Source organism: Aquipluma nitroreducens (assembly GCF_009689585.1).
Taxonomy (GTDB): Bacteria; Bacteroidota; Bacteroidia; order Bacteroidales; family Prolixibacteraceae; genus Aquipluma; species Aquipluma nitroreducens.
In genome coordinates this window covers 2,700,620-2,727,196 of record NZ_AP018694.1, presented here as the reverse complement: position 1 = coordinate 2,727,196, position 26,577 = coordinate 2,700,620, and the positions used below count along the sequence as shown (strand labels likewise).

Annotated in this window: 31 protein-coding genes; 26 read left to right on the top strand and 5 right to left on the bottom strand. The window is 41.1% G+C overall.

The annotated features are described in order from the left end of the window. Positions 1-20: 20 nt before the first annotated feature. Complete coding sequence (locus tag AQPE_RS11530; protein WP_318351211.1) at positions 21-155, bottom strand: hypothetical protein; 135 nt, start codon at positions 153-155, stop codon at positions 21-23. Between the two features lie 117 nt (positions 156-272). Between AQPE_RS11530 and AQPE_RS11525 the strand changes: the two genes are divergently transcribed. The 8 genes from AQPE_RS11525 to AQPE_RS11490 all read left to right on the top strand — a co-directional run bounded on the left by AQPE_RS11525 (position 273) and on the right by AQPE_RS11490 (position 9,595). Continuing rightward, complete coding sequence (locus tag AQPE_RS11525) at positions 273-911, top strand: NAD(P)-dependent oxidoreductase (protein WP_318351210.1); 639 nt, start codon at positions 273-275, stop codon at positions 909-911. A gap of 94 nt (positions 912-1,005) precedes the next feature. Continuing rightward, complete coding sequence (locus AQPE_RS11520; RefSeq protein WP_318351209.1) at positions 1,006-3,204, top strand: B12-binding domain-containing radical SAM protein; 2,199 nt, start codon at positions 1,006-1,008, stop codon at positions 3,202-3,204. Positions 3,205-3,270: 66 nt separating this feature from the next. Beyond that, the gene (locus tag AQPE_RS11515) at positions 3,271-3,687 is read left to right on the top strand and encodes a hypothetical protein (RefSeq protein WP_318351208.1); all 417 of its coding nucleotides are present in this window, start codon (positions 3,271-3,273) and stop codon (positions 3,685-3,687) included. A gap of 25 nt (positions 3,688-3,712) precedes the next feature. Beyond that, a complete protein-coding gene (locus AQPE_RS11510) occupies positions 3,713-3,898 on the top strand; it encodes a hypothetical protein (RefSeq protein ID WP_318351207.1) in 186 nt (61 codons plus the stop codon). 145 nt (positions 3,899-4,043) lie between these two features. Continuing rightward, a complete protein-coding gene (gene trpS, locus AQPE_RS11505) occupies positions 4,044-5,045 on the top strand; it encodes a tryptophan--tRNA ligase (RefSeq protein WP_318351206.1) in 1,002 nt (333 codons plus the stop codon). A gap of 238 nt (positions 5,046-5,283) precedes the next feature. Then, positions 5,284-5,871 (top strand): hypothetical protein, encoded by a 588-nt coding sequence (locus tag AQPE_RS11500; protein ID WP_318351205.1) that lies wholly within the window; start codon positions 5,284-5,286, stop codon positions 5,869-5,871. A 405-nt stretch (positions 5,872-6,276) separates the two neighbouring features. Then, positions 6,277-8,631 (top strand): TonB-dependent receptor, encoded by a 2,355-nt coding sequence (locus AQPE_RS11495; protein ID WP_318351204.1) that lies wholly within the window; start codon positions 6,277-6,279, stop codon positions 8,629-8,631. 4 nt (positions 8,632-8,635) lie between these two features. After that, positions 8,636-9,595, top strand: coding sequence for a DUF4249 family protein (locus tag AQPE_RS11490; protein WP_318351203.1), 960 nt, complete (start codon positions 8,636-8,638; stop codon positions 9,593-9,595). 75 nt (positions 9,596-9,670) lie between these two features. On the opposite strand, the gene AQPE_RS11485 is transcribed toward AQPE_RS11490, so the two are convergent. Beyond that, a complete protein-coding gene (locus AQPE_RS11485; RefSeq protein WP_318351202.1) occupies positions 9,671-10,894 on the bottom strand; it encodes a peroxiredoxin family protein in 1,224 nt (407 codons plus the stop codon). A gap of 226 nt (positions 10,895-11,120) precedes the next feature. On the opposite strand from AQPE_RS11485, the gene AQPE_RS11480 reads away from it, so the two are divergent. The 5 genes from AQPE_RS11480 (at position 11,121) to AQPE_RS11460 (ending at position 14,011) form a co-directional block, all read left to right on the top strand. Then, a complete protein-coding gene (locus tag AQPE_RS11480) occupies positions 11,121-11,924 on the top strand; it encodes a tRNA threonylcarbamoyladenosine dehydratase (RefSeq protein WP_318351201.1) in 804 nt (267 codons plus the stop codon). 212 nt (positions 11,925-12,136) lie between these two features. Further along, positions 12,137-12,559 (top strand): DUF134 domain-containing protein, encoded by a 423-nt coding sequence (locus AQPE_RS11475; protein ID WP_318351200.1) that lies wholly within the window; start codon positions 12,137-12,139, stop codon positions 12,557-12,559. Between the two features lie 161 nt (positions 12,560-12,720). Next, positions 12,721-13,095, top strand: coding sequence for a NifB/NifX family molybdenum-iron cluster-binding protein (locus AQPE_RS11470; protein WP_318351199.1), 375 nt, complete (start codon positions 12,721-12,723; stop codon positions 13,093-13,095). Between the two features lie 157 nt (positions 13,096-13,252). After that, positions 13,253-13,852: a class I SAM-dependent methyltransferase gene (locus AQPE_RS11465; RefSeq protein ID WP_318351198.1), complete on the top strand. Its 600-nt coding sequence runs from the start codon at positions 13,253-13,255 to the stop codon at positions 13,850-13,852. Positions 13,853-13,861: 9 nt separating this feature from the next. Further along, entirely contained in the window at positions 13,862-14,011 is a 150-nt protein-coding gene (locus tag AQPE_RS11460) for a hypothetical protein (RefSeq protein ID WP_318351197.1), read from the top strand. Positions 14,012-14,019: 8 nt separating this feature from the next. On the opposite strand, the gene AQPE_RS11455 is transcribed toward AQPE_RS11460, so the two are convergent. After that, on the bottom strand, positions 14,020-14,454 hold the full coding sequence (locus AQPE_RS11455; RefSeq protein WP_318351196.1) for a transposase: 435 nt from the start codon (positions 14,452-14,454) through the stop codon (positions 14,020-14,022). Between the two features lie 121 nt (positions 14,455-14,575). On the opposite strand from AQPE_RS11455, the gene AQPE_RS11450 reads away from it, so the two are divergent. From AQPE_RS11450 to AQPE_RS11425, 6 genes are all read left to right on the top strand, one after another. Beyond that, positions 14,576-14,821 carry a DUF6132 family protein gene (locus AQPE_RS11450; RefSeq protein ID WP_318351195.1) on the top strand — a complete coding sequence of 82 codons (246 nt, stop codon included), beginning with the start codon at positions 14,576-14,578 and terminating at the stop codon, positions 14,819-14,821. A 26-nt stretch (positions 14,822-14,847) separates the two neighbouring features. Beyond that, positions 14,848-15,321, top strand: a complete 474-nt coding sequence (gene trxA, locus AQPE_RS11445) for a thioredoxin (protein ID WP_318351194.1) — start codon at positions 14,848-14,850, stop codon at positions 15,319-15,321. Positions 15,322-15,644: 323 nt separating this feature from the next. Further along, on the top strand, positions 15,645-17,249 hold the full coding sequence (locus tag AQPE_RS11440; RefSeq protein WP_318351193.1) for a tetrathionate reductase family octaheme c-type cytochrome: 1,605 nt from the start codon (positions 15,645-15,647) through the stop codon (positions 17,247-17,249). A gap of 45 nt (positions 17,250-17,294) precedes the next feature. Further along, positions 17,295-17,936: a cytochrome b/b6 domain-containing protein gene (locus AQPE_RS11435; RefSeq protein WP_318351192.1), complete on the top strand. Its 642-nt coding sequence runs from the start codon at positions 17,295-17,297 to the stop codon at positions 17,934-17,936. Beyond that, positions 17,923-18,441, top strand: a complete 519-nt coding sequence (locus AQPE_RS11430; protein WP_318351191.1) for a YeeE/YedE thiosulfate transporter family protein — start codon at positions 17,923-17,925, stop codon at positions 18,439-18,441. The genes AQPE_RS11435 and AQPE_RS11430 overlap by 14 nt, the downstream gene beginning before the upstream one ends. A gap of 5 nt (positions 18,442-18,446) precedes the next feature. Further along, positions 18,447-19,643, top strand: coding sequence for a YeeE/YedE thiosulfate transporter family protein (locus AQPE_RS11425; protein ID WP_318351190.1), 1,197 nt, complete (start codon positions 18,447-18,449; stop codon positions 19,641-19,643). Between the two features lie 101 nt (positions 19,644-19,744). On the opposite strand, the gene AQPE_RS11420 is transcribed toward AQPE_RS11425, so the two are convergent. Together AQPE_RS11420 and AQPE_RS11415 are read right to left on the bottom strand one after the other, a co-directional pair. Continuing rightward, complete coding sequence (locus AQPE_RS11420; protein WP_318351189.1) at positions 19,745-20,416, bottom strand: redoxin domain-containing protein; 672 nt, start codon at positions 20,414-20,416, stop codon at positions 19,745-19,747. 14 nt (positions 20,417-20,430) lie between these two features. Continuing rightward, the gene (locus tag AQPE_RS11415; RefSeq protein ID WP_318351188.1) at positions 20,431-20,655 is read right to left on the bottom strand and encodes a hypothetical protein; all 225 of its coding nucleotides are present in this window, start codon (positions 20,653-20,655) and stop codon (positions 20,431-20,433) included. Positions 20,656-20,774: 119 nt separating this feature from the next. Here AQPE_RS11415 and AQPE_RS11410 point away from each other — a divergent pair, with 119 nt between their 5' ends. From AQPE_RS11410 to AQPE_RS11380, 7 genes are all read left to right on the top strand, one after another. Next, on the top strand, positions 20,775-21,350 hold the full coding sequence (locus AQPE_RS11410) for a DUF134 domain-containing protein (RefSeq protein ID WP_318351187.1): 576 nt from the start codon (positions 20,775-20,777) through the stop codon (positions 21,348-21,350). A gap of 16 nt (positions 21,351-21,366) precedes the next feature. After that, a complete protein-coding gene (locus AQPE_RS11405) occupies positions 21,367-21,690 on the top strand; it encodes a NifB/NifX family molybdenum-iron cluster-binding protein (RefSeq protein WP_318351186.1) in 324 nt (107 codons plus the stop codon). Between the two features lie 7 nt (positions 21,691-21,697). Beyond that, positions 21,698-21,886 (top strand): DUF5320 family protein, encoded by a 189-nt coding sequence (locus tag AQPE_RS11400; protein WP_318351185.1) that lies wholly within the window; start codon positions 21,698-21,700, stop codon positions 21,884-21,886. Between the two features lie 19 nt (positions 21,887-21,905). Beyond that, a complete protein-coding gene (locus AQPE_RS11395) occupies positions 21,906-22,799 on the top strand; it encodes a LysR substrate-binding domain-containing protein (RefSeq protein WP_318351184.1) in 894 nt (297 codons plus the stop codon). A 76-nt stretch (positions 22,800-22,875) separates the two neighbouring features. Further along, complete coding sequence (locus AQPE_RS11390; RefSeq protein ID WP_318351183.1) at positions 22,876-23,799, top strand: YeiH family protein; 924 nt, start codon at positions 22,876-22,878, stop codon at positions 23,797-23,799. 43 nt (positions 23,800-23,842) lie between these two features. Further along, positions 23,843-24,991, top strand: coding sequence for a chromate efflux transporter (chrA, locus tag AQPE_RS11385; protein WP_318351182.1), 1,149 nt, complete (start codon positions 23,843-23,845; stop codon positions 24,989-24,991). 123 nt (positions 24,992-25,114) lie between these two features. After that, the gene (locus AQPE_RS11380) at positions 25,115-26,572 is read left to right on the top strand and encodes an NAD(P)/FAD-dependent oxidoreductase (protein ID WP_318351181.1); all 1,458 of its coding nucleotides are present in this window, start codon (positions 25,115-25,117) and stop codon (positions 26,570-26,572) included. The last annotated feature ends 5 nt before the right edge of the window (positions 26,573-26,577 follow it).

Below are 26,577 nucleotides of genomic sequence, written 5' to 3'. Positions count from 1 at the left end.
TTTAATGATTTCCGGTAAAGTTAGGAAAGTTCAGAGATTTTAGAAGATGTTGTTTCTTGCTTCCGCCTCTCCAGTTCATTCATCAAAATCTCAATTTCTTCTGATCCTTTTCTTGAATACTCTTCCTGTAAAAATTTATCGTAGTTTTGTGCCATTAAACTCTCTTTATAAATATTGATTTCAGGCAGCAGACCAAATTCATTCTGCTGATTTCATTTCACGAAAAGTGGAACGAATGTTCGATTATTGTCAAAAATTTATAAAGAAGAATTATGAAACAAGAAATAAAAATTGCAGTTCTTGGCGGCGGTGGCCGAACTGGTAAATATCTGGTAAATAAATTAATCGCTCGGGGATTCCAAATCAAGCTACTACTCCGGAAACCTGAAGAATTCCAAATCAAAAGTTCGTTAATCGAGATTATCAAAGGTGATGCCATCAATCCTGAAGATATCAGTAATCTGGTTCAAGGTTGTCAAGCGGTAATCAGCACAGTTGGACAACGTCCAGGCGAGCCGCTTGTAGCCAGCCGCACAGTGACAAATGTGTTGGAAGCCATGAATAAATCGGGAATCAATCGTTTTATCTCGCTGGCCGGGATAAACATCGATACGCCGTTCGACAAAAAAGGAAAAGAAACCAGTCTGGCAACCGAATGGATGAAAGCGAACTTCCCCGAAATTCAAGCCGACAGGCAAAAAGCATATTCTATTTTGTCGGCAAGTGAGCTAAATTGGACCTTTGTTCGGGTTCCTTTCATTGAATTTTCAGAATCTTCAGGCGAATTGGCCGTAAATCTGGAAGATTGCCCTGGGAATAAGATCTGTGCCGGTAACATTGCCGATTTTCTGGTTGCGCAACTCACCGATGAAACCTATTTCAGGAAATCGCCTTTTATTGCAAATGTATAAAATACTTAGTCAGGGCTTCTCTTTGAGTGAAACCCTGACTATTCAATCAGATTACATCTTTTATTGTACTTTTACCTGAAACAAATTTTGAATTGTGAGTCAAAAAGTACTTCTTATCACGCCACCGTTTACCCAGTTGAATACGCCGTATCCGGCAACGGCCTACCTGAAAGGGTTTCTGAATACGCAGCATATAGATTCGTTTCAGTGCGATTTAGGTATGGAAGTTATCCTGAAACTGTTTTCTTCGGAAGGTCTGAAAGCGCTTTTTCAGGAACTCGAAACATGCAACCCGCAACTTTCGTCTAATGCTCAGCGCATTTTCAATCTGCGCGAAAGCTATATTCAAACTATTGATCAAGTAATCGCTTTTTTGCAGGAAAAGAATGTGACGCTTGCTCACGTGATTTGTGAAGGAAATTATTTGCCTGAAGCCTCGCGCTTTGCCCAAACCGAAGATTTGGAATGGGCTTTCGGAACGATGGGAACCCGCGATAAAGCCAAACATCTGGCGACACTTTACCTCGAAGATTTGTCGGATTTGATTGTGGAAGCCATCGACCCGCATTTTGGCTTTAGCCGCTATGCCGAACGTTTGGGAAGATCAGCAGCAACTTTCGACGAATTGCATACCGAACTGCAAAAGCCCGAAAGTTTTATCGATCGCATTTTGCTGAAATTACTTCAGGAGAAAATCGAACTTTCCAATCCAACCTTGGTGGCATTTTCTGTTCCTTTCCCCGGAAATTTGTACAGCGCTTTTAAGTGCGCCCAGTACCTCAAAAAGCATTATCCTGAAGTGAAAATCGCCATGGGCGGCGGTTTCCCAAATACCGAACTACGCTCGCTGAGCGATCCACGCGTTTTCGACTACTTCGATTATATTTTGCTTGACGACGGCGAAGCGCCAATTCTGAACCTGATAGAACACCTTGACGGAAAACGCGAAAAAGCCGATTTGAAACGGACTTTTGCATTGGAAAACCAAGAAGTGGTTTACTTGAACGGTTCCCAACAAAATGACTTTTCTCAGTTCGAAGTTGGTACGCCCGATTATTCCGATTTTCAATTGGACAGCTACCTTTCGGTGATTGAAATTGTGAACCCTATGCACCGCCTCTGGAGCGATGGCCGCTGGAACAAACTTACGCTGGCACACGGTTGCTATTGGGGTCGCTGCACCTTTTGCGATACTTCGCTCGACTACATCCGTCGCTACGAACCCAACACTGTTCAGCATTTGTGCGACCGCATCGAAGAAATGATTCGCCAAACCGGGCAAATCGGGTTCCATTTTGTGGATGAAGCCGCGCCACCTGCATTAATGCGGGCTTTGGCACTTGAAATTATTCGCCGCAAACTAACCGTGGTTTGGTGGACGAACATCCGCTTCGAAAAAAGTTTTACATACGATTTGTGTTTGCTCCTGAAAGAATCCGGGTGCATCGCCGTTTCCGGAGGATTGGAAGTGGCTTCCGACCGCTTGTTGGGAATGATCAACAAAGGTGTGAGCGTTTCGAAAGTGGCCAAAGTCACCGACAATTTTACCCGAGCCGGGATCATGGTTCATGCTTATCTGATGTACGGTTTCCCAACCCAAACCACCCAGGAAACCATCGATTCGCTGGAAGTGGTGCGCCAATTGTTCGAAGCCGGAGTGGTTCAGTCGGGCTTCTGGCATCAGTTTGCCATGACGGCACATAGTCCGGTTGGCCTGAATCCTGAGCAGTTCAAAGTGAAAATTGAAAACGAAAAACCGGGTACATTCGCCAACAACGATCTGATTCACACCGATCCAACCGGAACCGATCACGAACGATTCAGCGAAGGATTGAAAAAATCGCTATTCAACTACATGCACGGCATTTGCTTCGATTTTCCGCTTCAGGACTGGTTCGATTTTAAAGTACCTCGAACCACAGTTGCACCCAAATACATTCAGGAATCCATTGACGAACAGGCCTATGAACCAGCCAGTCCAAATGCCAAGATCGTTTGGCTGGGCGGAGTTCCATCTATCCGAAAATACACCAAAAAGAAGAAAAACCACAGTTTTGAGATGGCCGAACTCACCTTCAGCAACAAGAAGCATGATTTGGTGATTCAGTTGAAACAGGCTGAAGGCGAATGGTTATTTGAGCAAATTCCTACACTTTCAGTTGAAAATTCATCACAAATTACCTTTGGCGAACTCGAAAAAAGCTTCGAACAACACTCTGGTGAAGATTTTGTGCTCTTCTGGAACAGCCCGGCTATGAAGGAATTGCGGGAAAATGGGTTGCTGATGTTGTAAAACTTCAATATTAACCACAGAGAACACAGATTAACTCAGAGAAAACTAACTCAAATAAAGATGAATATGGAAAGAATTGACTCTCAAACGTCTGGAATGTCTGGAGAATTTTTAACAGTTGGGAAGCTATTTAAAAGAGGTATTCAAGCCTCTTTGACATTAGGTAATGCTAAATCAATAGACATTTTTGCACTTAATCCACGGAACGGGAAAAACTTTAATATTCAGGTAAAGTCATTGCGTAAAAGAAATTGTTTCCTGATCAAAAGAGAAGCCATTGATCCAGAACACATTTATGTTTTCATAATTCTCAATAAGCCAGAGGAGAATGAAGACTATTATATCGTAAAAGGATCGGAAATTCTTTCTGATCTCAATAAATTTTTCGGAAGCTGCTATTCTGGGGAGAATGTTTCTTCTATGCCCGCAATAAATTATGGGCCTCTCAGAGCATACAAGGATAATTGGCAAATCTTTGAATAAACAGGTTCAGCAAAATAGGACTACTATGAAAAACACATTGAAATACAAAGGTTTTGTTGGATCAGTTAATTTCAGCACTGAAGACCAAGTGTTTTATGGTAAAATTGAAGAAATCAATGATTTGATAACCTTCGAAGGAACTACGATCGATGAACTTGAAGAGGCTTTCAAGTATATGGTAGAAGAACACATTGAGGATAAGTTTTCATAAAAACTCTGCGTTTCCTCTGCGAAACTCTGCGGTAAAAACCCACATCCCGAAACTCGTAACCCGAAACCCGCAACTTTTCCCACATTTCTTGTGAATTGAAAATAGTTCGTGTATTTTTGCTGCCCATTGAACTGAATTGAAAATCATGACCAAACAGATAGTTGTCAGTGGCATTAGGCCAACCGGAAATTTGCACCTCGGAAATTATTTCGGTGCGGTGCGTAGCTTTTTGAAAATGCAGGAAGATTACAACTGCTATTTTTTCATCGCCGATATTCATTCGCTCACCACGCATCCGACCCCGGTAAATTTACAGTCGGGCGTAAAACAGGTGTTGGCCGAATACCTGGCTTGCGGAATCGATCCGGAGAAATCAATCATTTTTATCCAGAGCGATGTGCCTGAAGTATCTGAACTGTACGCTTTCCTGAATATGAACGCTTACTTGGGCGAATTGGAACGCACCACTTCGTTTAAAGAAAAGGCCCGTAAAAATCCAGAAAACGTGAATGCCGGATTGCTGACTTACCCGGTTTTAATGGCTGCCGATATCATTATCCATAAAGCCCAGTTTGTTCCGGTAGGAAAAGATCAGGAGCAAAACCTGGAAATGGCCCGCAAATTTGCCGGACGTTTCAACCGCATGTATAATTGCGAATTGTTCCCATTGCCACAACCATTTACCTTCGATGGTGGCGACATGATTAAAGTTCCGGGACTCGATGGCAGCGGTAAAATGGGCAAGTCGGAAGGAAACGGGATTTTTCTGGTTGAAGACCCGAAAGACATCCGCAAAAAGGTGATGCGCGCAGTAACTGATGCTGGCCCACTTGAACCAAACAGCAAAAAAGCTGAAGCCGTAGAAAACCTGTTCACCCTGCTGAAAATTGTTTCAACACCTGAGGTGGTCAGCCATTTTGATGCGGCTTACAACGATTGCAGCATCCGTTACGGAGACCTGAAAAAACAACTTGCGGAAGACATAATTGCTTTTACCTCGCCAATCCGCGAAAGCATTCTGGAAATCCTGAAGGATGAAGCTTATTTGGGTAAAGTTGCCCGAATGGGAGCCGAACGTGCCCGCGAATCGGCACAAAAAACATTGAATGAAGTAAAAGATGTGATTGGATTCAGGAGGCTGTTCTAATCTTAAAAATATAAATTGAGGTAAGGGTTTCGCTGCAAAGTGAAGCCCTTACTTTTTTATACTAGCATTGAATAATCTTTCATAAACAACTATCGTTTTTACCCTTTCTATTTCACGTGTATTAAATTGTGTTTACACTGTTTAAATTTTGTTAAAATACTGACAGTCAGTAAACTATTATAGATTTAAATTGTCAGATATCAAAAATTTATTTAGTACTAACATTAAAAATTAAGCCATGAAAAAGTTAGCTGTTTTATCGATGACCGCCATGTTCGCATTGGCCTTTGTACAACTTTCAGCCCAGGATGTTAAAAAAGAAATTAAGACTGAAATTAAGACGGAGAAAAAGGACATTAAAGTTGAAAAAAAAGCTATAAAAACGGAAAGGGAAGAGCTCCATAAGCTGGAGGGTAATGTAGTATCGGAACAGACAAAAACTGCCTTCTATGCCGATTTTGGCAAGGTTCCGAATGTAAAGTGGAAAAGGGCTGTTTATTTAGATGAGGCTGTGTTCACCAAAGATGGAAAAGAAATGAAAGCCTATTACGATTTCTATTCCAAACTAGTTGGAACAACCATGCTTAAAACATTTGCAGATCTGCCAATAAAGTCTCAAAAAGAGATCAAGGCAAAATATAAAGATTATAAATTCGGAACAGTTGTTTTCTTTGATGACAATGAAGCAAATGACTCGGATATGTATTTCTATAATACTCAGTTTAGCGATGCCGATAACTATTTTGTTGAACTATCAAAAGATACAAAGAAAATTGTTGTACAGGTTAATGCTGAAGGAGAAGTATTTCTCTTCAAAGAACTATAGCAAAATATCTATTTTTTTAAACTAAGGTGATTTCAAATAATAAAGTTTTGGATTTACTTTTCAGTCAGGGTTTCACTACAAAGTGAAGCCCTGACTTGCTTTTAGAAGCTTCGTAATCGAACAAAATGGATGACTTGAAGTCATCCGGTCGATTGAACAGAAATCAGCCGTTCGCCGACTGAAATCAGGCATTCACTGATTTATTTTCTCAAACTTTGCATAAAGATTGTTCCTTTGTTGCGCCATTAAAAACAGTTAAAATCAATTATCTGAAGTAATTTTGGGGAGTAAAAAGCAACCTTTCCAGAAAAAGTCAATCTATGGTTGAGAATTGTACTTTAAAATATCACATCGCCTCATTCGTCTATAAAACAATAACAAGTTCAGAAAACAGAAAACCAAACAATGAAACAGTTCAGTATCTTTCTGCTCCTTTGGGTACTTACAATGCCAGCAATTGCCGAAATGGCCGGTGTTGTAACCTTAAGCGGCTACCTTAAAAACAAAGCCAACGGCGAAGCACTGATTGGCGCTACGGTTTATATTCCGGAACTAAAAACCGGTGTGATAACCAACCCATACGGATTTTATTCCATTTCGGTGGCTCCGGGGAATTATTCTGTCAGCTTTTCTTTCATTGGTTACCAAACCCAATCACCGTCGATCAACCTCACCACAAGCCAGCAATTCAATTTGATGCTTGAAGAGGAAACGAAACAAATTGACGAAGTGGTGGTCACCGGCGAAAAGAAAAACCGGAACGTGGAAAATCTCCAGATGAGCATGGAGAAAGTTCAGGTAAAAATGATCAAAAAACTACCATCGTTCATGGGCGAAATCGACATCATTAAAAGCATCACGCTGTTGCCCGGAATTCAGAATGGAGGAGAAGGCAGTTCCGGACTTTATGTACGCGGCGGTGGCCCCGATGAAAACCTGATGATCCTGGATGAAGCGCCGGTTTACAATGCTTCACACCTGCTTGGATTCTTCTCGGTTTTTAACTCCGATGCCATTAACGACGTTCAGGTATACAAGGGTGGAATTCCGGCCGAATATGGCGGAAAAGCCTCCTCAGTAATCGACATCCGGATGAAAGATGGTAACTCACAAAAACTGGGAATGAGTGGCGGAATTGGCAACATTTCGAGCCGTCTGACTGTTGAAGCGCCGATCATCAAAGATAAATGGAGTTTCATTGTTTCGGGACGCCGTACCTATGCCGACTACCTCGGACGAATGGTGGGCCTTGAAGCTTTAAAAGAAAACCAGCTCTATTTCTACGACCTCAACCTGAAAACAAATGCCCAGATCAATGCCAAAAATCGCTTATATCTCTCAGCCTATACTGGCGACGATTATTTTAAAGTTGGCGAATCGATTTACATGAAATGGGGAAATTTGACCTCCACTGTCCGCTGGAACCATTTGTTTACCGATAAATTATTTTCAAATACATCGCTTATCTTTTCACGATATAACTACAACCTTGGAGTACCAGGTTCAGGAGCCGATCAATTCGACTGGACTTCGCAAATCAGGGATTACAATTTCAAACAAGATTTTTCGTGGTACCTGAATTCGAAAAACAAGTTAACCCTTGGGTTAAACATTATTTACCACCATTTTGAGCCCGGACAGGTTGATGCCAACGAAAAATCGTATTTCACCGACTTAAAACTAGCCAATTACAATGCGCTGGACAACTCGGTGTACTTATCGAACGAGCAATCCATTGGTTCGCGGTTAACAATGAGATATGGCCTGAGATATTCCTATTTTCAACAAATAGGCAAAGGAAAAGTGAGGGAATATCTTCATCCTGACAAGCCAAACGAAAAAGAAGTTATTGGTACAATCGAATACGGATCAGGCAAACTGGTTCCTCCGGCTTATCACAATCTGGAACCACGATTGGCATTGAAATACATGCTTTCTCCGGAAAGTTCGATCAAGGCATCGTACAACCGGATGGTTCAAAACCTTCACCTCATTTCGAACACCAACTCTCCTACCCCGCTTGACATTTGGCTGCCCAGCAGTACTTACATCAAACCGCTGATCGCGAATCAGGTTGGATTAGGGTATTTCAGGAATTTCAACAAAAACATGTTTGAGACTTCAGCCGAAGTGTATTACAAAAAAATGAAAAATGTAATCGACTATGTCGACGGCGCCGAACTGTTCCTGAAAGAGAACCTGGAAACGGAGTTGCTTCACGGAAGTGGTTATGCCTACGGATTGGAACTTTACGCCAAAAAGCAGGAAGGTCGGCTAACCGGTTGGGTAAGTTACACCTTGGCCCGGTCGATGCGAAAAATACCAGGAATTAACGAAGGTAAAGCATATCCTTCGAGTTACGACCGAACACACAATGTTTCGCTGGTGACGAATTATGACCTAAGCAAACGCTGGAATTTCTCGGCAAGTTGGATTTTTGCGACCGGAAACCCGACTTCGTACCCGATTGCGAAATACGACGTTCAGGGAAATACAATCTACTATTATGCCGCCCGCAACAGCAACCGGATTCCTGATTATCATCGCCTCGATGTGTCGTTTACCTACGACTTCAAGAAAAACGAACACCGCAAAGTAAAGCAGACGCTCAACTTCTCGATTTACAACCTGTATGCACGGCGAAATGCTTATTCAGTAACCTTCAGGCAAAACGAGGATAACCCGAATGTTTCGGAAGCCACGCGTTTATCGATTATCGGTAGCATGATTCCATCAGTCACTTACAATTTCAATTTTTAGAGCCATGAAAAAACAGATAGAAAATAGTTACGAGATACGGGTTGCGAGTTGCGGGTTAGCCTTCGGACTTCGGTCTACCGTCTTCGGTCTCCTTTTACTAATAGTCTTCTCCGTTCTGTTCTCCTCGTGTGAAGATGTAATTGATGTAAAACTGAGCGACGAAAACCTCAACCTGATAGGTGTGGAAGCCAGCATTACAACTGTTGACCAACCAACCGTATTCCTTTATAAAACCCTGAAAGTTGATCAGGATGTGACTTACCCCGGAATCAGTGGTGCAGTTGTTACAATTTCAGACAACGCGACACCTGCCAACCAACTTATCCTGACTGAAAACCCTGCAAAAGCAGGCCAATACCTTGTTCCGGTTGGCAAAGAATATCTGGGGGTAACAGGTCGTGAATATACAGTGACCATACAAACTGAAGGTGTAACACTCACAGCAAAAGACAAACTCGCTAAAGTTGAGCCGATTGATTCCATTCAGGTTGTTCCATCGCAGCGTGGCGAAAAAAGGTTCCTCGGAGTTTTCACTTACGGAAAAGAACCAAAGGGATTGGGCAATTATTACAAATGGGACATCTATTTGAATGATACACTGATACATGACGCTGACCGCATGGCCATTGCAAGTGATGAATTTGTCGATGGGAATTACATTTCGAAGCTCGAAATTTATACCGATTTCTACGATACAAATAAACCTGAAGACCGGAAATTGAAGTTGAATGACAAAGTGCAGGTGAAACAAACATCCATCTCTGAATTTGCCTATAACTTTTATTACCAAATGATTAACCAAAGTTCTACGGGTTCACTTTTTAGCGTTCCAACGGCCAACATTGAAAGTAATTTTACGGCCAGCGATGGCAAACCCGTACTTGGAATATTCACAGCCCGCGATGTCTCCGTTTCAAATCAGGTTTTGATTGACCAAAAAATTGAAGATCAATTGAAGAAATAAGTTTTAAACTCATAAAAAAAGCAGAACCGAATGATTCTGCTTTTTTTGTGTCTCAATGGATTGGGAATTGAAGTTCTATTTTTCAGCGACTAATTCATCGATCAGAGCGTTGAATTCAGTTTTAAATTCTTCATAGAATTTACCTGTGGCAGGCCCGCTAAATCCGGAATGTATTTTTCGGACATTTCCTTTTTTGTCGATAAAAATAGTGGTTGGGAACGATGAAATACCGTTTAATTGCGGTAGCGCTTTTGATGCCGATTCGGTTCCTGATTGTCCGGCAAAAAGAATCTGATAATCAATACCAAGCCTGTTTTTCAGCGCTGTCAGCGATTTTTGGGCTGATTCGAAATCATTTTTCCGTTCAAAACCCAACCCAATAATTTCAACTCCCCGGTTCTTATTCTCTTTGTACCATCCGGATAAAAATTTATTTTCGTCAAGGCAATTCGGGCACCAACTTCCCAAAATTGTAACAATCACTACTTTCCCTTTATACGCTTCATCGGTTAACGAAACTTTTTTCCCATCCAGATTCGGGAATGAGAAAGCAACCGTTGAAAAACCCTGTTTCAGATAAGTTACATTATAAGCGTCGGGCAAAGCAGCTTTGGCATTGCGCGTCCCGGCAATTTTAATTGCTTTTCGTGGAGTAACAAATTCGCCTGTAAATGAATTATCGCCTGTAAACTCACCTTTCAGGAGGTATGGCGACGAGCCGCCAAAAGCCGACAACTCGAATTTTTTCCCGTGAGCCACACCATCCAGAAACCGATAATCGCCTGTTGTGGTGAGGATTGAACCTGTAAGTATTGATCCTTTTAGACTGAAATTTCCAACCGTTTTCTCGGCACCAGCGCCTTCACCAATGTTGATATCCCAAGTTCCGGCCAATGAAATCGTGGGCTTTTCGTTGCTAAGCGGAAACCGATTTGGGTTTCCATATTCAGCTTTAAACAAAACTTCACTTACCACCTTTCCCCCAGATGTTTTAACCAGTTTACCCTGAAGTTGGTTTCCTTCCATTTTGCACTTCAAAACAGCATCGTACAAATCAAAAGGGATAAAAACCGAATCGTTTCGGTAAGTTATATTTTTAGCCTGAAAACGGTCTTCTCCATTAATCAGAAAAACAGAATTGTCTTTCATTTCAAACAAAAAAGGTATTTCATTCTCCGGAACAGCGAAAACTCCCCTCCATAAACCTTCTTTCAAGGTTTTAGAATCTTGCAGAAATGAAGCAAGTCCGAACAGAACGACAAGCAGAACGATAAAATTTAATCCTTTTAATTTATTCATATTAAAGAATTTAAAGCAATAGTTTGATCTAACCAAAACAATTTCAAATTCAATAGGTTTACAAAAGGTATTTCCAATCAAATCTGCGGAAAAATACATTTTTATTGGCATCAAATCAATGACATACAATCAGAGGATCACTTGTTTCGTATTTTTTGTATTTTCGCCGACCAAACATTAAAAAAAGAGAGCAGGTAATCAACTGCTATTCAAAACGTTTTAGCTGATGGCAAATTTAGAGAAAGGGATATTTCAGCGTACCGAGTTATTGCTGGGCAATGAAGTGATGGAGAAGATTGCATCGAAGAAAGTAATTATATTCGGGATTGGGGGTGTTGGGAGTTGGTGCGCCGAAAGCCTTGTGCGAAGCGGAATTCGTCAACTAACTCTTGTTGATTCGGATCTGGTTTGCATTACCAACATCAACCGGCAGTTACATGCTACCACGCTAACTGTTGGCGAAGTAAAAACCGATGCCCTGAAAAAAAGGTTGCTTGAAATTAATCCTTCTGCTGAAATTCAAACTTTCCAGAAAATATACGAACCCGAAAGCTCCGACTTCTTTGAGCTCGATCAGTACGATTTCATCATCGATGCCATCGATAGTTTGAGCAACAAAATTGACTTGATCCGCAAGGCTACCCGCACCAAAGCTGTTTTCTTTTCGTCAATGGGCGCTTCACTCAAGCTCGATCCAACCAAAATTCGTGTTGCCGAATTCTGGAAAGTGAAAGGTTGCCGGTTGGGGCACATTGTCAGGAAAAAGATTCGCAAAGGCGACCTTCCGGCTAAAGAATTTATGTGCGTTTACAGCGAAGAATTGCTTGAAAATAAAGGAGCCGGAGCATCGTGCGGAACCGATAAATGCCTGTGCCCCAAATTGAAGAATGCGCCAGGCGATCCGGATCTGGCCGATCACGAATGGTGCAGCCAGAAAGCTGTAATTAACGGAACCGTTGCCCACATTACAGCTATCTATGGGTTCACTCTGGCAGGATTGGTAATTCAGGATATTTATAACCGCGAATAAGAAAATTAAATCCGGAAATTAGTTCAAAATACCGTTCATTGAAAGTTCAAAGGACTTTCGATGTGACTTCTGATGCAACAAATTCGTCTGCACTCCATGCTAAACTTACGGTAAAGTCCATTCTAGCAAACAAACTTCAAAAATTTGAATAGTTATGAGCATTTGTTCATTATTATTTATACTTTTGCTTCGACAGAATTAAAATAATTAGCATGGCCAGGCCGAAGCGGAATCGATCGATTGTCAATCCTCCCGTCATGGAAGGATTTAAACCATTCGGGATTCCGATGACAAATTTAGAGCCGGTTATTTTGTTGTACGAAGAATATGAATCGATCAGATTATCAGACTATGAGGGACTTACTCAGGAACAATCGTCTGAACACATGAACGTTTCACGCCCGACATTTACCCGAATTTATGAAAAGGCCAGACGAACCATTGCGAAGGCATTTGTTGAAGGAAAAGCCATTTTTATTGAAGGTGGAAATTACCACACCGAAGAATGCTGGTACCGATGCGACAACTGTATGAAATTGAATATTTGCCAGACCGAAATAAATACCTGCAACTACTGCCAATCGAAAACCTTGCGCAGGCTAAACAAAACGATCGAGACCAATGGAACAAACTGATTGTAATGGATATTGTATTTGTGTGCATTGTAATTCGAGGTTCTTACATGCAGAAGGGACTCCGTGTCGAGAAACACTGTGCCCGCAATGTGGCAAAAAAATGATGAGGGAAGGAAGTTATCACCACCAGTTATATTTACAAAAATTAGGAGAAATAAATCATGAAAGTAGCAGTACCAACAAGGGGAAATAATGTTGATGACCATTTTGGTCATTGCGAAGCATACACCATTTTTACCGTTGATGCAAGTAATAAAATTGAAAAAGCCGAATTATTGCCCTCGCCACAAGGTTGTGGTTGTAAAAGCAATATCGCTTCTGTCTTGAAAGAAATGGGGATAACTGTTATGCTTGCAGGAAACATGGGCGGTGGTGCATTAAATGTACTTAACCGACATGGAATTGATGTTTATCGCGGTTGTTCGGGCAATGTGCGTATATTAGCCGAGTCATTTTTAGAAGGCAAAATAGGCGATTCCGGTATAGGTTGTGCACATCATGAGCATGAAGGAGAAGAACATCAGTGCTCACATTAATATGGATTTGATGTGGAGTCGATTCAAAAATTAGTTTTCTTTATCGAAATCAAAAATTGGTTTCGCCTGTTACTATCATTGCTTGTAAAAAAGGTAAGAAAACCGATAAGGTAAGAAAACCGATATTGATTGTATTCACCGATTAAGATAAAACATAATGAGCGAATTTGATGCCCGAGCCCGTGAGTGGGACAAAGATAAAATGCACATGGATCGTTCGGTAGCCATTGCTGCTGAACTCGAAAAGATGATCCCCCTCTCCCCTTCCATGAAAGCTCTTGAATATGGAGCAGGGACAGGAATCCTCAGTTTTCTGCTGAAAGATCGGTTTTCGGAAATTACCCTGATGGATAATTCCCAGGAAATGATCAAAGTGTGTACCGAGAAGACTGAATTCTTCCAAACCAATCACATTCTGCCCATTTGGTTCGATCTGGAACACAAAGATTATGATGGAAATTTCGACATCATTTACAATCAGATGGTATTACACCACGTGGGTGATTATGAAAGTATTATCGGTACTTTTTATTCCATGTTGAATCCATCAGGATATTTGGCCATTGCCGATTTATATCCTGAAGATGGTTCGTTTCATGGTCCAGAAGTCAAAGTTCACCTGGGTTTTGATCCCAACAAACTAACTGAAATCTTGAAAATCACCGGTTTTAAGAATATTCAATACAAAACTTGCTTCGAGGTTAAACGTGAGTCGGGCGCCAAATACCCGGTATTTTTACTGGTAGGCCAAAAATAATCCAGCCGCATGGAATCAACTATTCTGAAATGCAAGAAGTGCAATTGGCAGGGACCAGCCGAAGAAGTCGACTGGGAAGATGTGGATACTTGCTCCGGAAGCGATAAAGTTGAAGTTTGCCCTTCGTGCGGTAGTATGGAAGTGTATCCGGTTCGGTAAAAGAGGCATCAACTTGTTAAAATCTTCTCCATTGAGTTTCGTTCATTTTCGGTGAGCGAATCCATTTCTTCGAGTGCATGCTGTATTTTGGTCTTGAAGTTCCAGCATGTCATTTGGCGCAACGAAAGTCGGCGGCCAAACTCATACGATGAAACATCCTCCTTCCCTTTGCAAACCTGATAAGCGATGTAAAAAGCTTTGCTGATCGGAAATTTTACGCCATGAAAAACGGTGCCATTAGTCGCGGTTTCTTTGGCCTTACATTTGGTACAGCGTCGCGAAAACGGCTCTTTTCCGGCACAAGAATTCGTATTCCCACATTTTTTGCATACAAAACCATTTGCCCATTTTATCCCGGCTAAAAATTCGAGACACTTTTCATCATTTCTGAACATCTCTTCAAGCTGTTCAGGACTAAGGCTATTACTGAATATTACGCTCATAAATTAATTTTATGCGGTGCAAATGTAAAAAAATAGTGTCACTATAAAGATTTAAGTGTCACTAATGCGATTTAATCTGTTTTATTACTATTTTTGCTGTCAAACAATTAAGAAACGTGTCATGGAAAACAATTGTGAAATTAAACCAAACCCGGGAACATTCAAAGAGAATCTTAAAACCTGGAAATTCTGGAGACCATTTTTAAGTGTGACCATTGGAGCCATCGCCGGATTTTCGTACTATCATTTTGTTGGATGTTCTTCAGGAACCTGCGCCATTACAAGCAGTCCGTATATGAGTACCATCTGGGGTGGTGCGATGGGTTACTTTTTGGTGAACAGTCCTTGCGCCAGAGGTAGATGCTAATTAAAGAAATCAATAAAAATAAGATCATGAAGAAAGTTGTAATATTTATATCGCTTGGGTTAGTGCTATTACTAAGCAACTGTAATGCAGGTAATCCTGAAAAAACAAAGAGTAACGCTGTCACATCCACCACAGGAGTTGGAGCAGTGAATATTTTGACAAACGAGATTTTTAAGCAGAAAATTTTTAATTACGAGGTGAATAAAGAATGGAAATTCGAAGGCAACCTGCCCGTAATTATTGACTTTTATGCCAGTTGGTGCGGCCCTTGCAGACAACTGTCGCCTCGGGTAGAGGAAATTGCGAAAGAATACGCCGGAAAGATCATCGTTTATAAAGTTGATACCGATGCCGAACAATTGCTCGCGCAAAATATGGGAATTCAAAGTTTGCCAACCCTATTGTTTATTCCCGTTAAAGGTCAACCTCAGGCAACCATGGGCGCCTTGCCAAAAGAAACACTTGTGAAAGCAATTCATGAAGTTTTACTGGTTGATTAAAACCAGATGCAAATCAAAAGCATAATCAGGAAAGAAGCCTGAAACATACAACTGATCAAATGAGTAAACCAGTCGTTTATTTATTTGATCAGTTTTTTTATGCATTAATTTTCAATGCGACTACCATTTATTACCGCAATTAGAATTAACAAGTCCATATCCTTCCTGAATTATTCTTATTTGTAAATGGACAAGTAAAACTCAACTTTTTTTATTAAAACAGGTAATTTTTCAATATTAACTTTCCATGTATTGATATATTATTATATTTGCATTTTTAATTATAATGAGCAAATGCTCGTTATTTGCAATATAAAAATGTTATGCAAAGGAATCTGATACTTGTAATTTTTGTTGTCATTATCGCGCTGGTAATGGTAAACATACTCCACAGAGACGATAATTATAACCTCAAATTAGAAGAACTGAAGCACAACTATGCATTAAAAGCTGTTCCTTCTGTTAATCACAGTAAACTTCCAGCCCTGCAAAAGGAATTTAAAACTCCGCAGGAGGTAACAGAAGCTTGCCTTTCCTGTCATACCGAAACACACAAAGAGGTAATGGCATCATCGCATTGGAATTGGGAACGGGCATCGTATGTTGAGGGGCGTGGTATTTCGTCGGTAGGAAAGAAAAACGTGATGAATAACTTTTGTATCGGGACGAATTCCAACGAACAGTCGTGCGCCAAATGCCACATTGGTTACGGGATGACCAGCAGCCAATTTGATTTTAACAATGCACGGAATGTTGATTGCATGGTGTGTCACGACAACAGCGAGGAATACCTGAAAGGAGCTTCAATGGCAGGATATCCCGACCGGACGGTAAACCTTGAAAACGTGGCACGAAGTGTAGGTTCTCCTCGCAAAAGCAATTGTGGATCGTGCCACTCGTTTGGCGGTGGTGGAAACAATGTAAAACATGGAGATCTCGATGTTGCATTAAACTCTTGCAGCCGCGATGTCGATGTTCACATGGGAGCCAATGGTATGAACATGGAGTGCATTGCCTGTCACACTGCTAAAAATCACAAAATTATAGGCAAATTATATTCGGTTTCCTCTGACAATACCGATCGAGCCACCTGCGAGCAATGTCATACTTCAACCCCACACCTTCGTGAAGTACTTAATCGCCATGGTTCAAGGGTTTCGTGTCAGGCATGTCATATTCCGCAGTATGCCAAGGTAAATTCAACAAAAATGTCGTGGAAATGGTCTGATGCCGGAAAATTGAAAGATGGCAAACCTTACGAAGAAGAGGATTCGCTGGGCAACCACAATTATATGTCGATAAAAGGTTCGTTTGTTTGGGAGCGAAATGTTAAACCAGATTATATGTGGTTTAACGGCACGGCCGACCATTATTTGCTCGGGGACACTATTCAATCGATTCCTGTAAAAATGAATACATTAAATGGCTCATACAGTGATCGTCATTCAAAAATCATCCCGGTAAAAATTCATGTTGGCGATCAGATCTACGACAAGGTTTATAACCGACTGGTGCAGCCCAAACTTTATGGCGATGCCGAAGGCGATAGCGCATTCTGGAAAGATTTTAACTGGGAAAAAGCAGTTGCCGCCGGAATGAAAACATCAGGACTAAAATACAGCGGACAGTACGGTTTTGTTGAAACTGTGATGTACTGGCCTGTAAACCACATGGTTTCTCCAAAAGAACAATCAGTAAGTTGTGCGGAATGTCATACCAGAGATAACGGTCGTCTGGCCAAATTAACCGGATTTTATCTTCCTGGCCGTGACCGAAATGTTGTTCAGGATAGCATAGGGATTTGGGCATTTTTCCTAACGCTTGCCGCAGTAATGGGTCATGCTTTGATTCGGATTTTTGTATTGATCAGAAGGAATAAATACGAAAAGCAAATCATCAATTATGACGATGATAAGCCTTCGGAATAACTCAATAAATGAACTATCAGATTACTAGTATAATATAGATAAGCTATGCGTAAAGTATATATTTATAAAGGTTTCGAACGCCTTTGGCACTGGACACAAGCTTCGCTCATCATGTTTCTGGCTGTAACCGGATTCGAAGTCCATGGTTCATATTCCATATTTGGGTTCGAAAAAGCAACAGAATATCACCGCGTTGCTTCGTGGATGCTAATAGGATTGCTGATTTTTGCCATCTTTTGGCACCTGACAACGGGCGAATGGCGGCAATACATCCCCACCACGAAACAATTAAAAGAGCAGATTCAATTCTATATTTCCGGAATATTTAAAGGTGAACACCATCCGACTCAAAAGTCAGAACTTAGCAAACTAAATCCTTTGCAACGACTTGTCTATCTTGGGTTTAAAATCATTCTTATTCCCTTAACAACTACCTCCGGAATTTTATACATGCTGTATAAAACAATCGATGAAAACAATCTGATTGTTATTGAAGATTACCCACTTGCGAGTATCGCGTTCTGGCATACGATGGGGGCAATTTTGCTGATGATATTTCTTGTTGTTCATGTTTATATGACGACAACCGGAAAGACACCAACATCAAATATCAATGCGATGATTACCGGCTACGAGGAACTTGAAGAAAATGAAAACGAAAATATACAGAATCATGAAACCAAATAAATACATGAACCCATATATGGCCGGGTTTTTACTTGGCTTGGTTTTGCTCGGAACAATATATGTGACCGGGCGAGGCCTGGGAGCCAGTGGCGCAATTAAAAGAGTGGTTGTTACTTCAGTTGTTGAGGTGGCGCCCCAACATTCGGCCAATACACCTTTCATCAAATCGTATCACGAAGAGCATCCCGGAGGACCATTGAAAGATTGGCTTGTTTGGGAAGTGATTGGAGTTGTCATAGGTTCTTTCTTTTCCGGCGTGATTTCGAACCGGGTTGGAATTAAATTAGAGCGTGGCCCAAACATTACCAACAGCACTCGCATAATTGCCGCCATTATTGGAGGTGCGCTTTTTGGCTTAGGCTCGCAACTTGGTCGGGGATGCACCAGCGGAGCAGCTTTAAGTGGAATGGCTGTAATGTCGTTCGGAGGGATCATTACCATGATCGCCATTTTTGGATCGGCCTACTCTTTTGCATATTTATTCAGAAAACTTTGGTTAAAATAATTGACATGGGACCATTAGTACCAAATATTATCAGCAATGAATTTAATCTGATCGTTGCACTAATTGCCGGAATTGGCTTCGGATTTACTCTTGAGCAGGCAGGCTTTTCTTCAACAAAAAAATTGGTTGGTTTATTCTACGGCTACGATTTTACCGTGCTTAAAGTATTTTTTACCGCCGGAATAACCGCCATGATTGGAGTCTTGTTGTTCGGCCAGATGGGAATTCTCGATTTGTGCCTGATCTATATCAATCCTACATTTCTTTGGTCCGCGCTCGTTGGTGGAGCAATCATGGGGCTGGGTTTTATTATTGGTGGCTTTTGCCCCGGAACCAGTGTTTGTGCTGCCTCTATTGGAAAACTTGACGGCCTGGCTTTTGTATTCGGATCGGGACTTGGCGTTATTGCTTTTGCTGAAGGATACCCGATGTTCGAAAAGATATACCTCGCTGAAGCCTGGGGACCGGTTCTGATTAACGAAAAACTGGGAATGTCGAAAATTGTGTTCGGATTCCTCCTGACTGCAATTGCATTTATCGCCTTTTTTCTCACCCGCTTAATCGAAAAAAGAGTAAACAATGATCAGTCGAAACTACCCAAAAAGCGCATACTTGCTTACGTATCGGCTGTGGGTTTTGCATTTTTTGTGTTAATTGTCATCGCCGTTATGCCCGATCGCTACAGTCGTTTGGAATCCCGAATGAATCAGGCATTCGCTCATTCAGATCTGACTTCGGTGGAAGTTCCGGCAGACAAGCTGGCAACAGAGATCGTAAATAATTATTACCGCACCAATATCATCGATGTTCGCTCTCCTGAAGCTTTTAAAGCCTATCATTTGCCTTTTGCGATTAATATTCCGTTTGACAAGATGACTGACAGGCAATGGAAAACAATTCTGGATCAAAAACACAAAACAAACTATTTTTATGCTGACGATCAACAACTTGCCAGGAAAGGATATTTGAAAGCTCAATTTCTGGGCAAAGCTGAAAATTATATTCTCATCGAATCGTCGTCGGATTTTAAGAACTTATTTTCCAACCTGACACCTCCAGATTCGAATGCAAGCAAAAATGAGTTGAACACTTATAATTTCAGGCAAAAAGCAGCCACTGACATGAAAATATTGGTTGAAGCGCTTAAAAATTCGACTGAACCAGTGATTGTGAAAACATCAAAAATAAAAGGTGGGTGTTAATGTTTCAGGATGGGTTTAAACTTAAATGACCAGACAAAAATCGGTTATCTCAGAATTTATGAGGTAACCGATTTTTGTCTGATAGAAATTACTATTTGGTTTTAATTTGAGTTCATCACTTTTTCTTCCGATAATTCTTTGGTGCACAAAAACCACTTCGGAGATTTCGTGCCTAACATTTGGTTTTCAATGTGTTTACCAGCAATGTCGTATTCAACGGCTGTAATTTTATCACAAAAAGCATCTTCTGTTTGAAGGGCTACAATTACGCGTTTCAATTCATTAAAATTAAGCCCCACAGCTAAAGGAGAATTAATTACACTTCTGATCATGCACTGTGGATCAATAATAAATACCCAGCGAACCGATTTCACATGGTTCTCGTCTGATGGAATCATCCCATATTTTATGGCCACCTCCATGGTAATATCTTCGATGAGCGGAATTTTTATTTCGGGATCTTTCCTGCCATTGTACTCCGTTCGCTCTTTGAAGGATCGCGATGTGGCTTTTAGACTACGAAGTCCATCAACCGATACACCAATAATTTCACAATTAAGCGCTTTAAAGTCATTCTGCACAGCAGTTAACCTCTTAAGTACTGAAGTAGATTCAGGAGCAAAATCGGGAGAATAGCTGAATAGAATGACCCATCGGCCAAAATAATCGGCAGGAAAATAGATAGTACCTTGCGTTGTTACAGATCTAAATGCAGGAGCCTGGTCGCCAATGCGAGAAGTCTTAATTTCATGAAGATAAAAGAAGTTATCCATCTTTTATTTCAAGATTAGATTTGCACTTTGTGATGAAAACTCTGATTAATAATCAGATACACAACAAATAAAATCGTTGCAATAAGCAGTGCAATACCAAAATCGCAATAAATGGTACAGAAAAAATTATCATTTGCACCGAAAATATTTGAAACAGATCCAACCAGAACCATGATTATCCAATCTAAAAAAAAGAGACTTGGAATAATGAGCAGCAATTTTACCAGCGAATGTTTCATTTTGATTAATTTTAGCTTAGATTCATCAACTTATCCATTTGAATAAAATCAAAGGTAAAAAATATAATCGTAATGAGCAAATGCTCACTATATTTGTTTCAATCAAATGCTAATAACTTATGCCAAGACCAAAGCGAATACGTAAAATGAATAATCCTCCTCATTTTAAGGGATTCAGGCCTATTGGGTTACCCGAAGAAAATAACCCCGTCGTTATTAATTTCGAGGAGTATGAAGCCATTCGACTAAGTGATTTTGAACTTAATGGCCAGGTGGAAGCTGCTAAAATCATGGAAGTTTCACGACCTACTTTTGCCCGTATCTACGAAAGCGCTCGCCGCAAAGTCGCTCAAGCTTTTGTTCACGGCAAAGCAATTGTTTTTGAAGGAGGTAAGGTATATTTCGACACCGAGTGGTATTCGTGCAAAAATTGTGGCTGCTGGTTTAATCATCCGGAGAAGGAACTGGAAGTCAAGAATTGTACGCTTTGTGGCTCTACCAATATTGAACAGTACAATGAGAGCCCCAGGTTAAATTCAGCAGAGGATATTTGTATTTGTCCAAAGTGTGGATACGAAAAGGTTCATTTGCCAACAACTCCGTGCAGAAATGAGATTTGTCCGGATTGTAATTGCCAAATGGTGCGAAAAGGAACTCCTCACAATCATAGAATAAGTAACGAAAATTGTAATTAAAAAATAATCAACCGCGATGAAAGTAGCAATTACATCAACCGGGAACAGCGCCGAATCAAAACTTGACAGCCATTTTGGCCGTTGCTCTTATTTTGTGATTTACGATACGATAAGCCAGTCAATTGAATTTATTCCAAACCCAAATAAAGAAAATGTTGAAGGCGCAGGACAGGCATCTGTACAATTAGTTGCCTCAAAAGGCGCCGAAAAAGTGGTGTCGGGTGAATTCGGCGCAAAAGTAAAATCCATTTTCGACAGTCTTAAAATTCAACTTGTTGTACTCAATAATCCTGAAAAAAAGATCAGTGAAATTATAAAATTGTTGAACCACAAAAATTAATCTTGATATGCCACAATTAGACGGAACTGGTCCTGAAAAAAAGGATTCAGGAACAGGCAGGAAACTGGGGAAATGCCAGATTATACCCAAAGAAGAAGCGCTTGAAAAGTTAGGGAAAGGCATGGGTTTGCGCCGGAGAACCGGTGGCGGGCAAGGTCGTGGGAAACGTTTACAAAGCGGTTTGAAAATTAAATAATCCATAAAACAGCATCCGGATGGTTGATTTCCGACTAAAAGTTTTTCAAAGTGTTGCGCTGAATTTGAGCTTTACAAAAGCATCGAACGAGTTGTTTATTACTCAGCCAGCCATTTCGAAGCACATTAAAGAGCTGGAATCGGAGTATGAGGTAAAACTCTTTAACCGCACTGGAAATAAAATATCGCTTACAACAGCCGGCGAAATTTTACTGGCCTATACTGAGCGCATCACTTCGCTACACAACGAAATCAAATTTGAATTAGGCCAACTCAACGGAAATCCGGAAGGCGCCCTTCGGATAGGGGCAAGTTCTACGATATCACAATATGTGATCCCAGCCGCTCTGGCAAAGTTCAACCGTCGATTTCCTGAAATAAAGCTATCGCTCATTAACGGGAATACCGAAGCTATTGAAAAACGCCTACTGAAAAACGAAATTGACATTGGAATTGTAGAGGGAAAACCTTCGAATCCCGACATCAGGTACTCTTCATTCCTGAACGACGAACTATTGGTCTTTACCTCGGCACAAAACACAATCCTTCCAAACCCGGTTTCAAACGACGAATTTCTGAAACTTCCACTGGTGCTGCGCGAAAGAGGTTCAGGAACACTGGAGATCATCGAAAAAAATCTTCTGCAAAGCCAGGTTAGCCCGAAACAGTTGAATGTATTGCTGTTTTTGGGAAGCACCGAGGCCATTAAATCGTTTATAAAAACAGGCAATGGCGTTGGAATTGTATCGCGCTTTGCAATAGAGCAGGAATTATCAAACAATATCTTCAGATTAATTAACACTTCAGGCCTAAAATTTGACCGTCAGTTTTATTTCATTTCGCCTCAAGGCCCTGAACCTGTTGGGCTTGTCAAGCTATTCCTGAATTTCGTTCAACAGCACTATAACTTGTAGTTATCAGGCATAACTTTTTACAATTTGACCACTGATTTTCTTTGAGTTACGTTTGCGACAACAAAAATCTGTCGGAATGAACGTACCAAAAATTATCTACATTGGAGCTATTCTAATATGCGCCTTCCCTTTTATTGATACACCATTTGCCTTACTCATCGGAATTATCCTGGCACAAACCATTAAACATCCGTTTCACAAAACGAGCAAAAAACTAACTCATATTTTATTGCAGGTTTCGGTTGTTGGTTTGGGTTTCGGAATGAATGCCTGGCAAGCGCTCGATGCCGGTAAACAAGGCCTTTTATTTACCATCTTTTCAATAGTCACCACACTCACTTTAGGCTTGTTAATTGGTAAACGACTGAAAGTTGAAAACAACACATCGTACCTGATTTCGACTGGAACAGCCATTTGCGGGGGAAGTGCAATTGCCGCAATTTCTTCGATTATCAAGTCGAACGAAAAACAAATATCAACTGCTTTAGGAACTGTTTTTGTTCTGAATTCAGTCGCTCTTTTTCTATTCCCATGGATTGGTCATCTCTTGCATCTTTCACAGCATCAATTTGGAGTGTGGGCAGCCATAGCCATTCACGATACCAGCTCGGTGGTTGGTGCAGCCAATCAATATGGAGCCGAGGCGCTGCAAATAGCCACCACCATCAAACTCGAAAGGGCCTTGTGGATTATCCCATTGGCCATAATCTCAGTGTTCGTTTTTAAAAGCGAGTCAAAAAAGGTAAAAATCCCCTATTTTATCTTCCTCTTTGTTTTGGCCATGCTGCTCAACACGTTTGTGCCAGCCATACATGCCGAAGCTTCAGCAATCGTGGTGATTTCAAAAATTGGACTAAAAATTACACTCTTTTTAATCGGGTCAAGTCTTTCAAAAGAACTTGTTGCTTCAGTCGGCATAAAACCGCTCATCCAGGGAGTCTTACTTTGGGCTTTCATTTCGGTTTTATCACTAGTGGTAATTATCCATACTGTTTTGTAAATTGCAGTGTCGTGCGTATTACTTGATTTCACAGATATTCACCATGAAGCACAAAGAAAATCCGTCCTATTTCGAATTATTCCTTTCGTTCTTTTGGATCGGATTAACTGGCTTTGGTGGTTTGGCCATGACAGCCCACATCCGGAAGCATATTGTTGACACAAGAAAATGGATGGATGGAAGTACCTTCGATTCAGGATTGGCTCTTTGTCAACTTATTCCCGGAGCAATTGTAATGCAGCTTTCAGCCTATATTGGCCTGAAATTAAAAGGAGTTAGAGGTGCAATTGTAAGTTTTGTTGGATTTGGTTTACCTGCCTTTCTGATCATGTTCATACTTTCGGTTCTGTACAAACAATCCAAGAATATTTCAGGAGTTGAAGCGGTTTTAAGTGGATTAAGGGTCATTATAGTGGCCATTGTAGCCAATGCGGCTTATGTTTTCGGCAAAAGGAATTTCCAGAATACGAACGACTGGATTATTGCCATAATTTCCGCCGGATTATTCCTGACCAAATTAAATCCAGTGTTGGTTTTGCTTGTTGCATCTTTGCTGGGACTGGTTTTAACAAAAAAAGTGGCTGTTCCTTCCGGAAAATTTTCAAGAGCCAGAACCTTTCGATTCTTCCTGATTTTACTATTGTTTGTTATCGTCTGTTCAACGATACTCTTTTTTGTGAATCGGGAATACTTCACTTTAGCGACAATGATGCTGCGTATCGACCTTTTTTCGTTTGGAGGTGGGTTAGCCGCTATGCCAATGATGTACCACGAATTGGTTGAACTGTTCCATTGGTTCGACGAGAAGACATTTATGGACGGAGTCATCCTCGGGCAGGTTACTCCGGGTTCTATCATCATTGCAGCGACTTTTTTCGGGTACATGCACTTTGGCATTGTTGGAAGCATTCTTGCCACCATTTGTGTATTTACGCCGTCTTTTCTGATACTCATGGGTATTATTCCGTTTTTCGATAAGCTGAGTTCCTATCCGCAATTCAATAAAGTAATCAACGGAATTTTGTGCTCTTTTGTTGGTTTGCTGGCTGTTGTGACTTATCGTTTTACCGACGGTATCCATTGGGATTTAGCCAATGTTATCTTTACACTTGTTGCATTTGGTTTGTTGCTGCGAAAAGTAGATGTTATTTGGGTAATTGTTGGAGGTGTTTTATTGTCGTTGCTGATGTAGAAAATTCAATTCAGGACAATAAAGAATAAGTTGTTAAAAACGAAGATTATCAGTTCTTTATTTTTAACTTTAGAACAAGTAAAAATACACTTCTCCTCATTTCAGACTTTTAAATTTCATTTTATGGCAAAAGTTGTTGTATTGGGTGCCGGAATCTCAGGTCACACTGCTGCGGCATTCATAAAAAAGAAACTAGGCTCGAAACATCAGGTCGTTGTTGTTAGTCCCGCAGAATATTACCAATGGATTCCTTCCAACATCTGGATTGGCGTCGGAAAAATGACCATCGATCAGGTTCGGTTCAAACTTAAACCGGTTTACGATCGCTGGAAAATTGATTTCAAGCAGGCCAAAGCTACAGCCATTTATCCTGAAGGTGATGAAGGATTGGGACGACCTTATGTGAGCATTGAGTACACCGACAAAACCCGTCAGGGACAAACCGAAAATGTTGACTACGACTATCTTGTTAATGCCACAGGCCCCAAGTTAAATTTTGCAGCCACCGAAGGCCTCGGACCCGGAAAGTTCACTCATTCGGTTTGCTCTTGTGATCATGCAGTGGCAACCTGGGATGCCCTGAAAGGTTGCATGGATCGAATGGCAAAAGGCGAAAAACTTCGTTTCCTCATTGGTACAGGTCATCCCGGAGCTACCTGTCAAGGCGCAGCTTTTGAGTATGCACTCAATGTAGCTCACCAGATTAAAGCCCGTGGACTTCAGGATAAAGCCGAAATTACCTGGATTTCGAACGAATACGAATTGGGCGACTTCGGAATGGGCGGCGCATTTATCAAGCGTGGAGGTTATGTAACTCCGACCAAAGTTTTCAGCGAATCAATTTTTGCTGAATATGGCATTCGTTGGATCAAACGTGCCGGAGTAACCAAAATAGAAGAAGGAATTGCACATTACGAAACTTTGGATGGCGAAATGAAAACTGCCGCCTTCGATTTTGCGATGCTAATTCCAGCTTTTGCCGGCGCCGGATTGAAAGCATTCAACAAAGCTGGCGAGGATATTACTCCACAGTTATTTGCGCCAAGCGGTTTCATGAAAGTGGATGCTGATTATTCAGGAAAAGCTTTCGAGGACTGGTCGGTTGAGGATTGGCCATCAACGTATCAAAACCCAGCTTTCTCTAATATTTTTGCCACTGGAATTGCATTTGCTCCGCCTCATCAGATTTCGAAACCAATGAAAAGCCCAAATGGAACACTGATCACCCCAGCCCCTCCACGCACCGGGATGCCTTCAGGAGTAATTGGAAAGATTGTGGCTCTGAATATTGTTGACCGAATAAAAACTGGACGAACCGATTTCAAACACAAAGCCTCGATGGGAAAAATGGGTGCTGCTTGCGTGGTTTCGGCCGGATATGGCATGATCAAAGGCAATGCTGCTACGATGACTGTTTTCCCGATTGTGCCTGATTGGGAGAAATATCCGCAATGGGGACGCGACCTTACTTATACAGTGGGCGAAGCCGGTTTGGCCGGACACTGGATCAAGATCGTACTTCATTATATGTTTATTCATAAAGCCAAAGGCTATCCTTTCTGGTGGCTAATTCCCGAATAAACCAG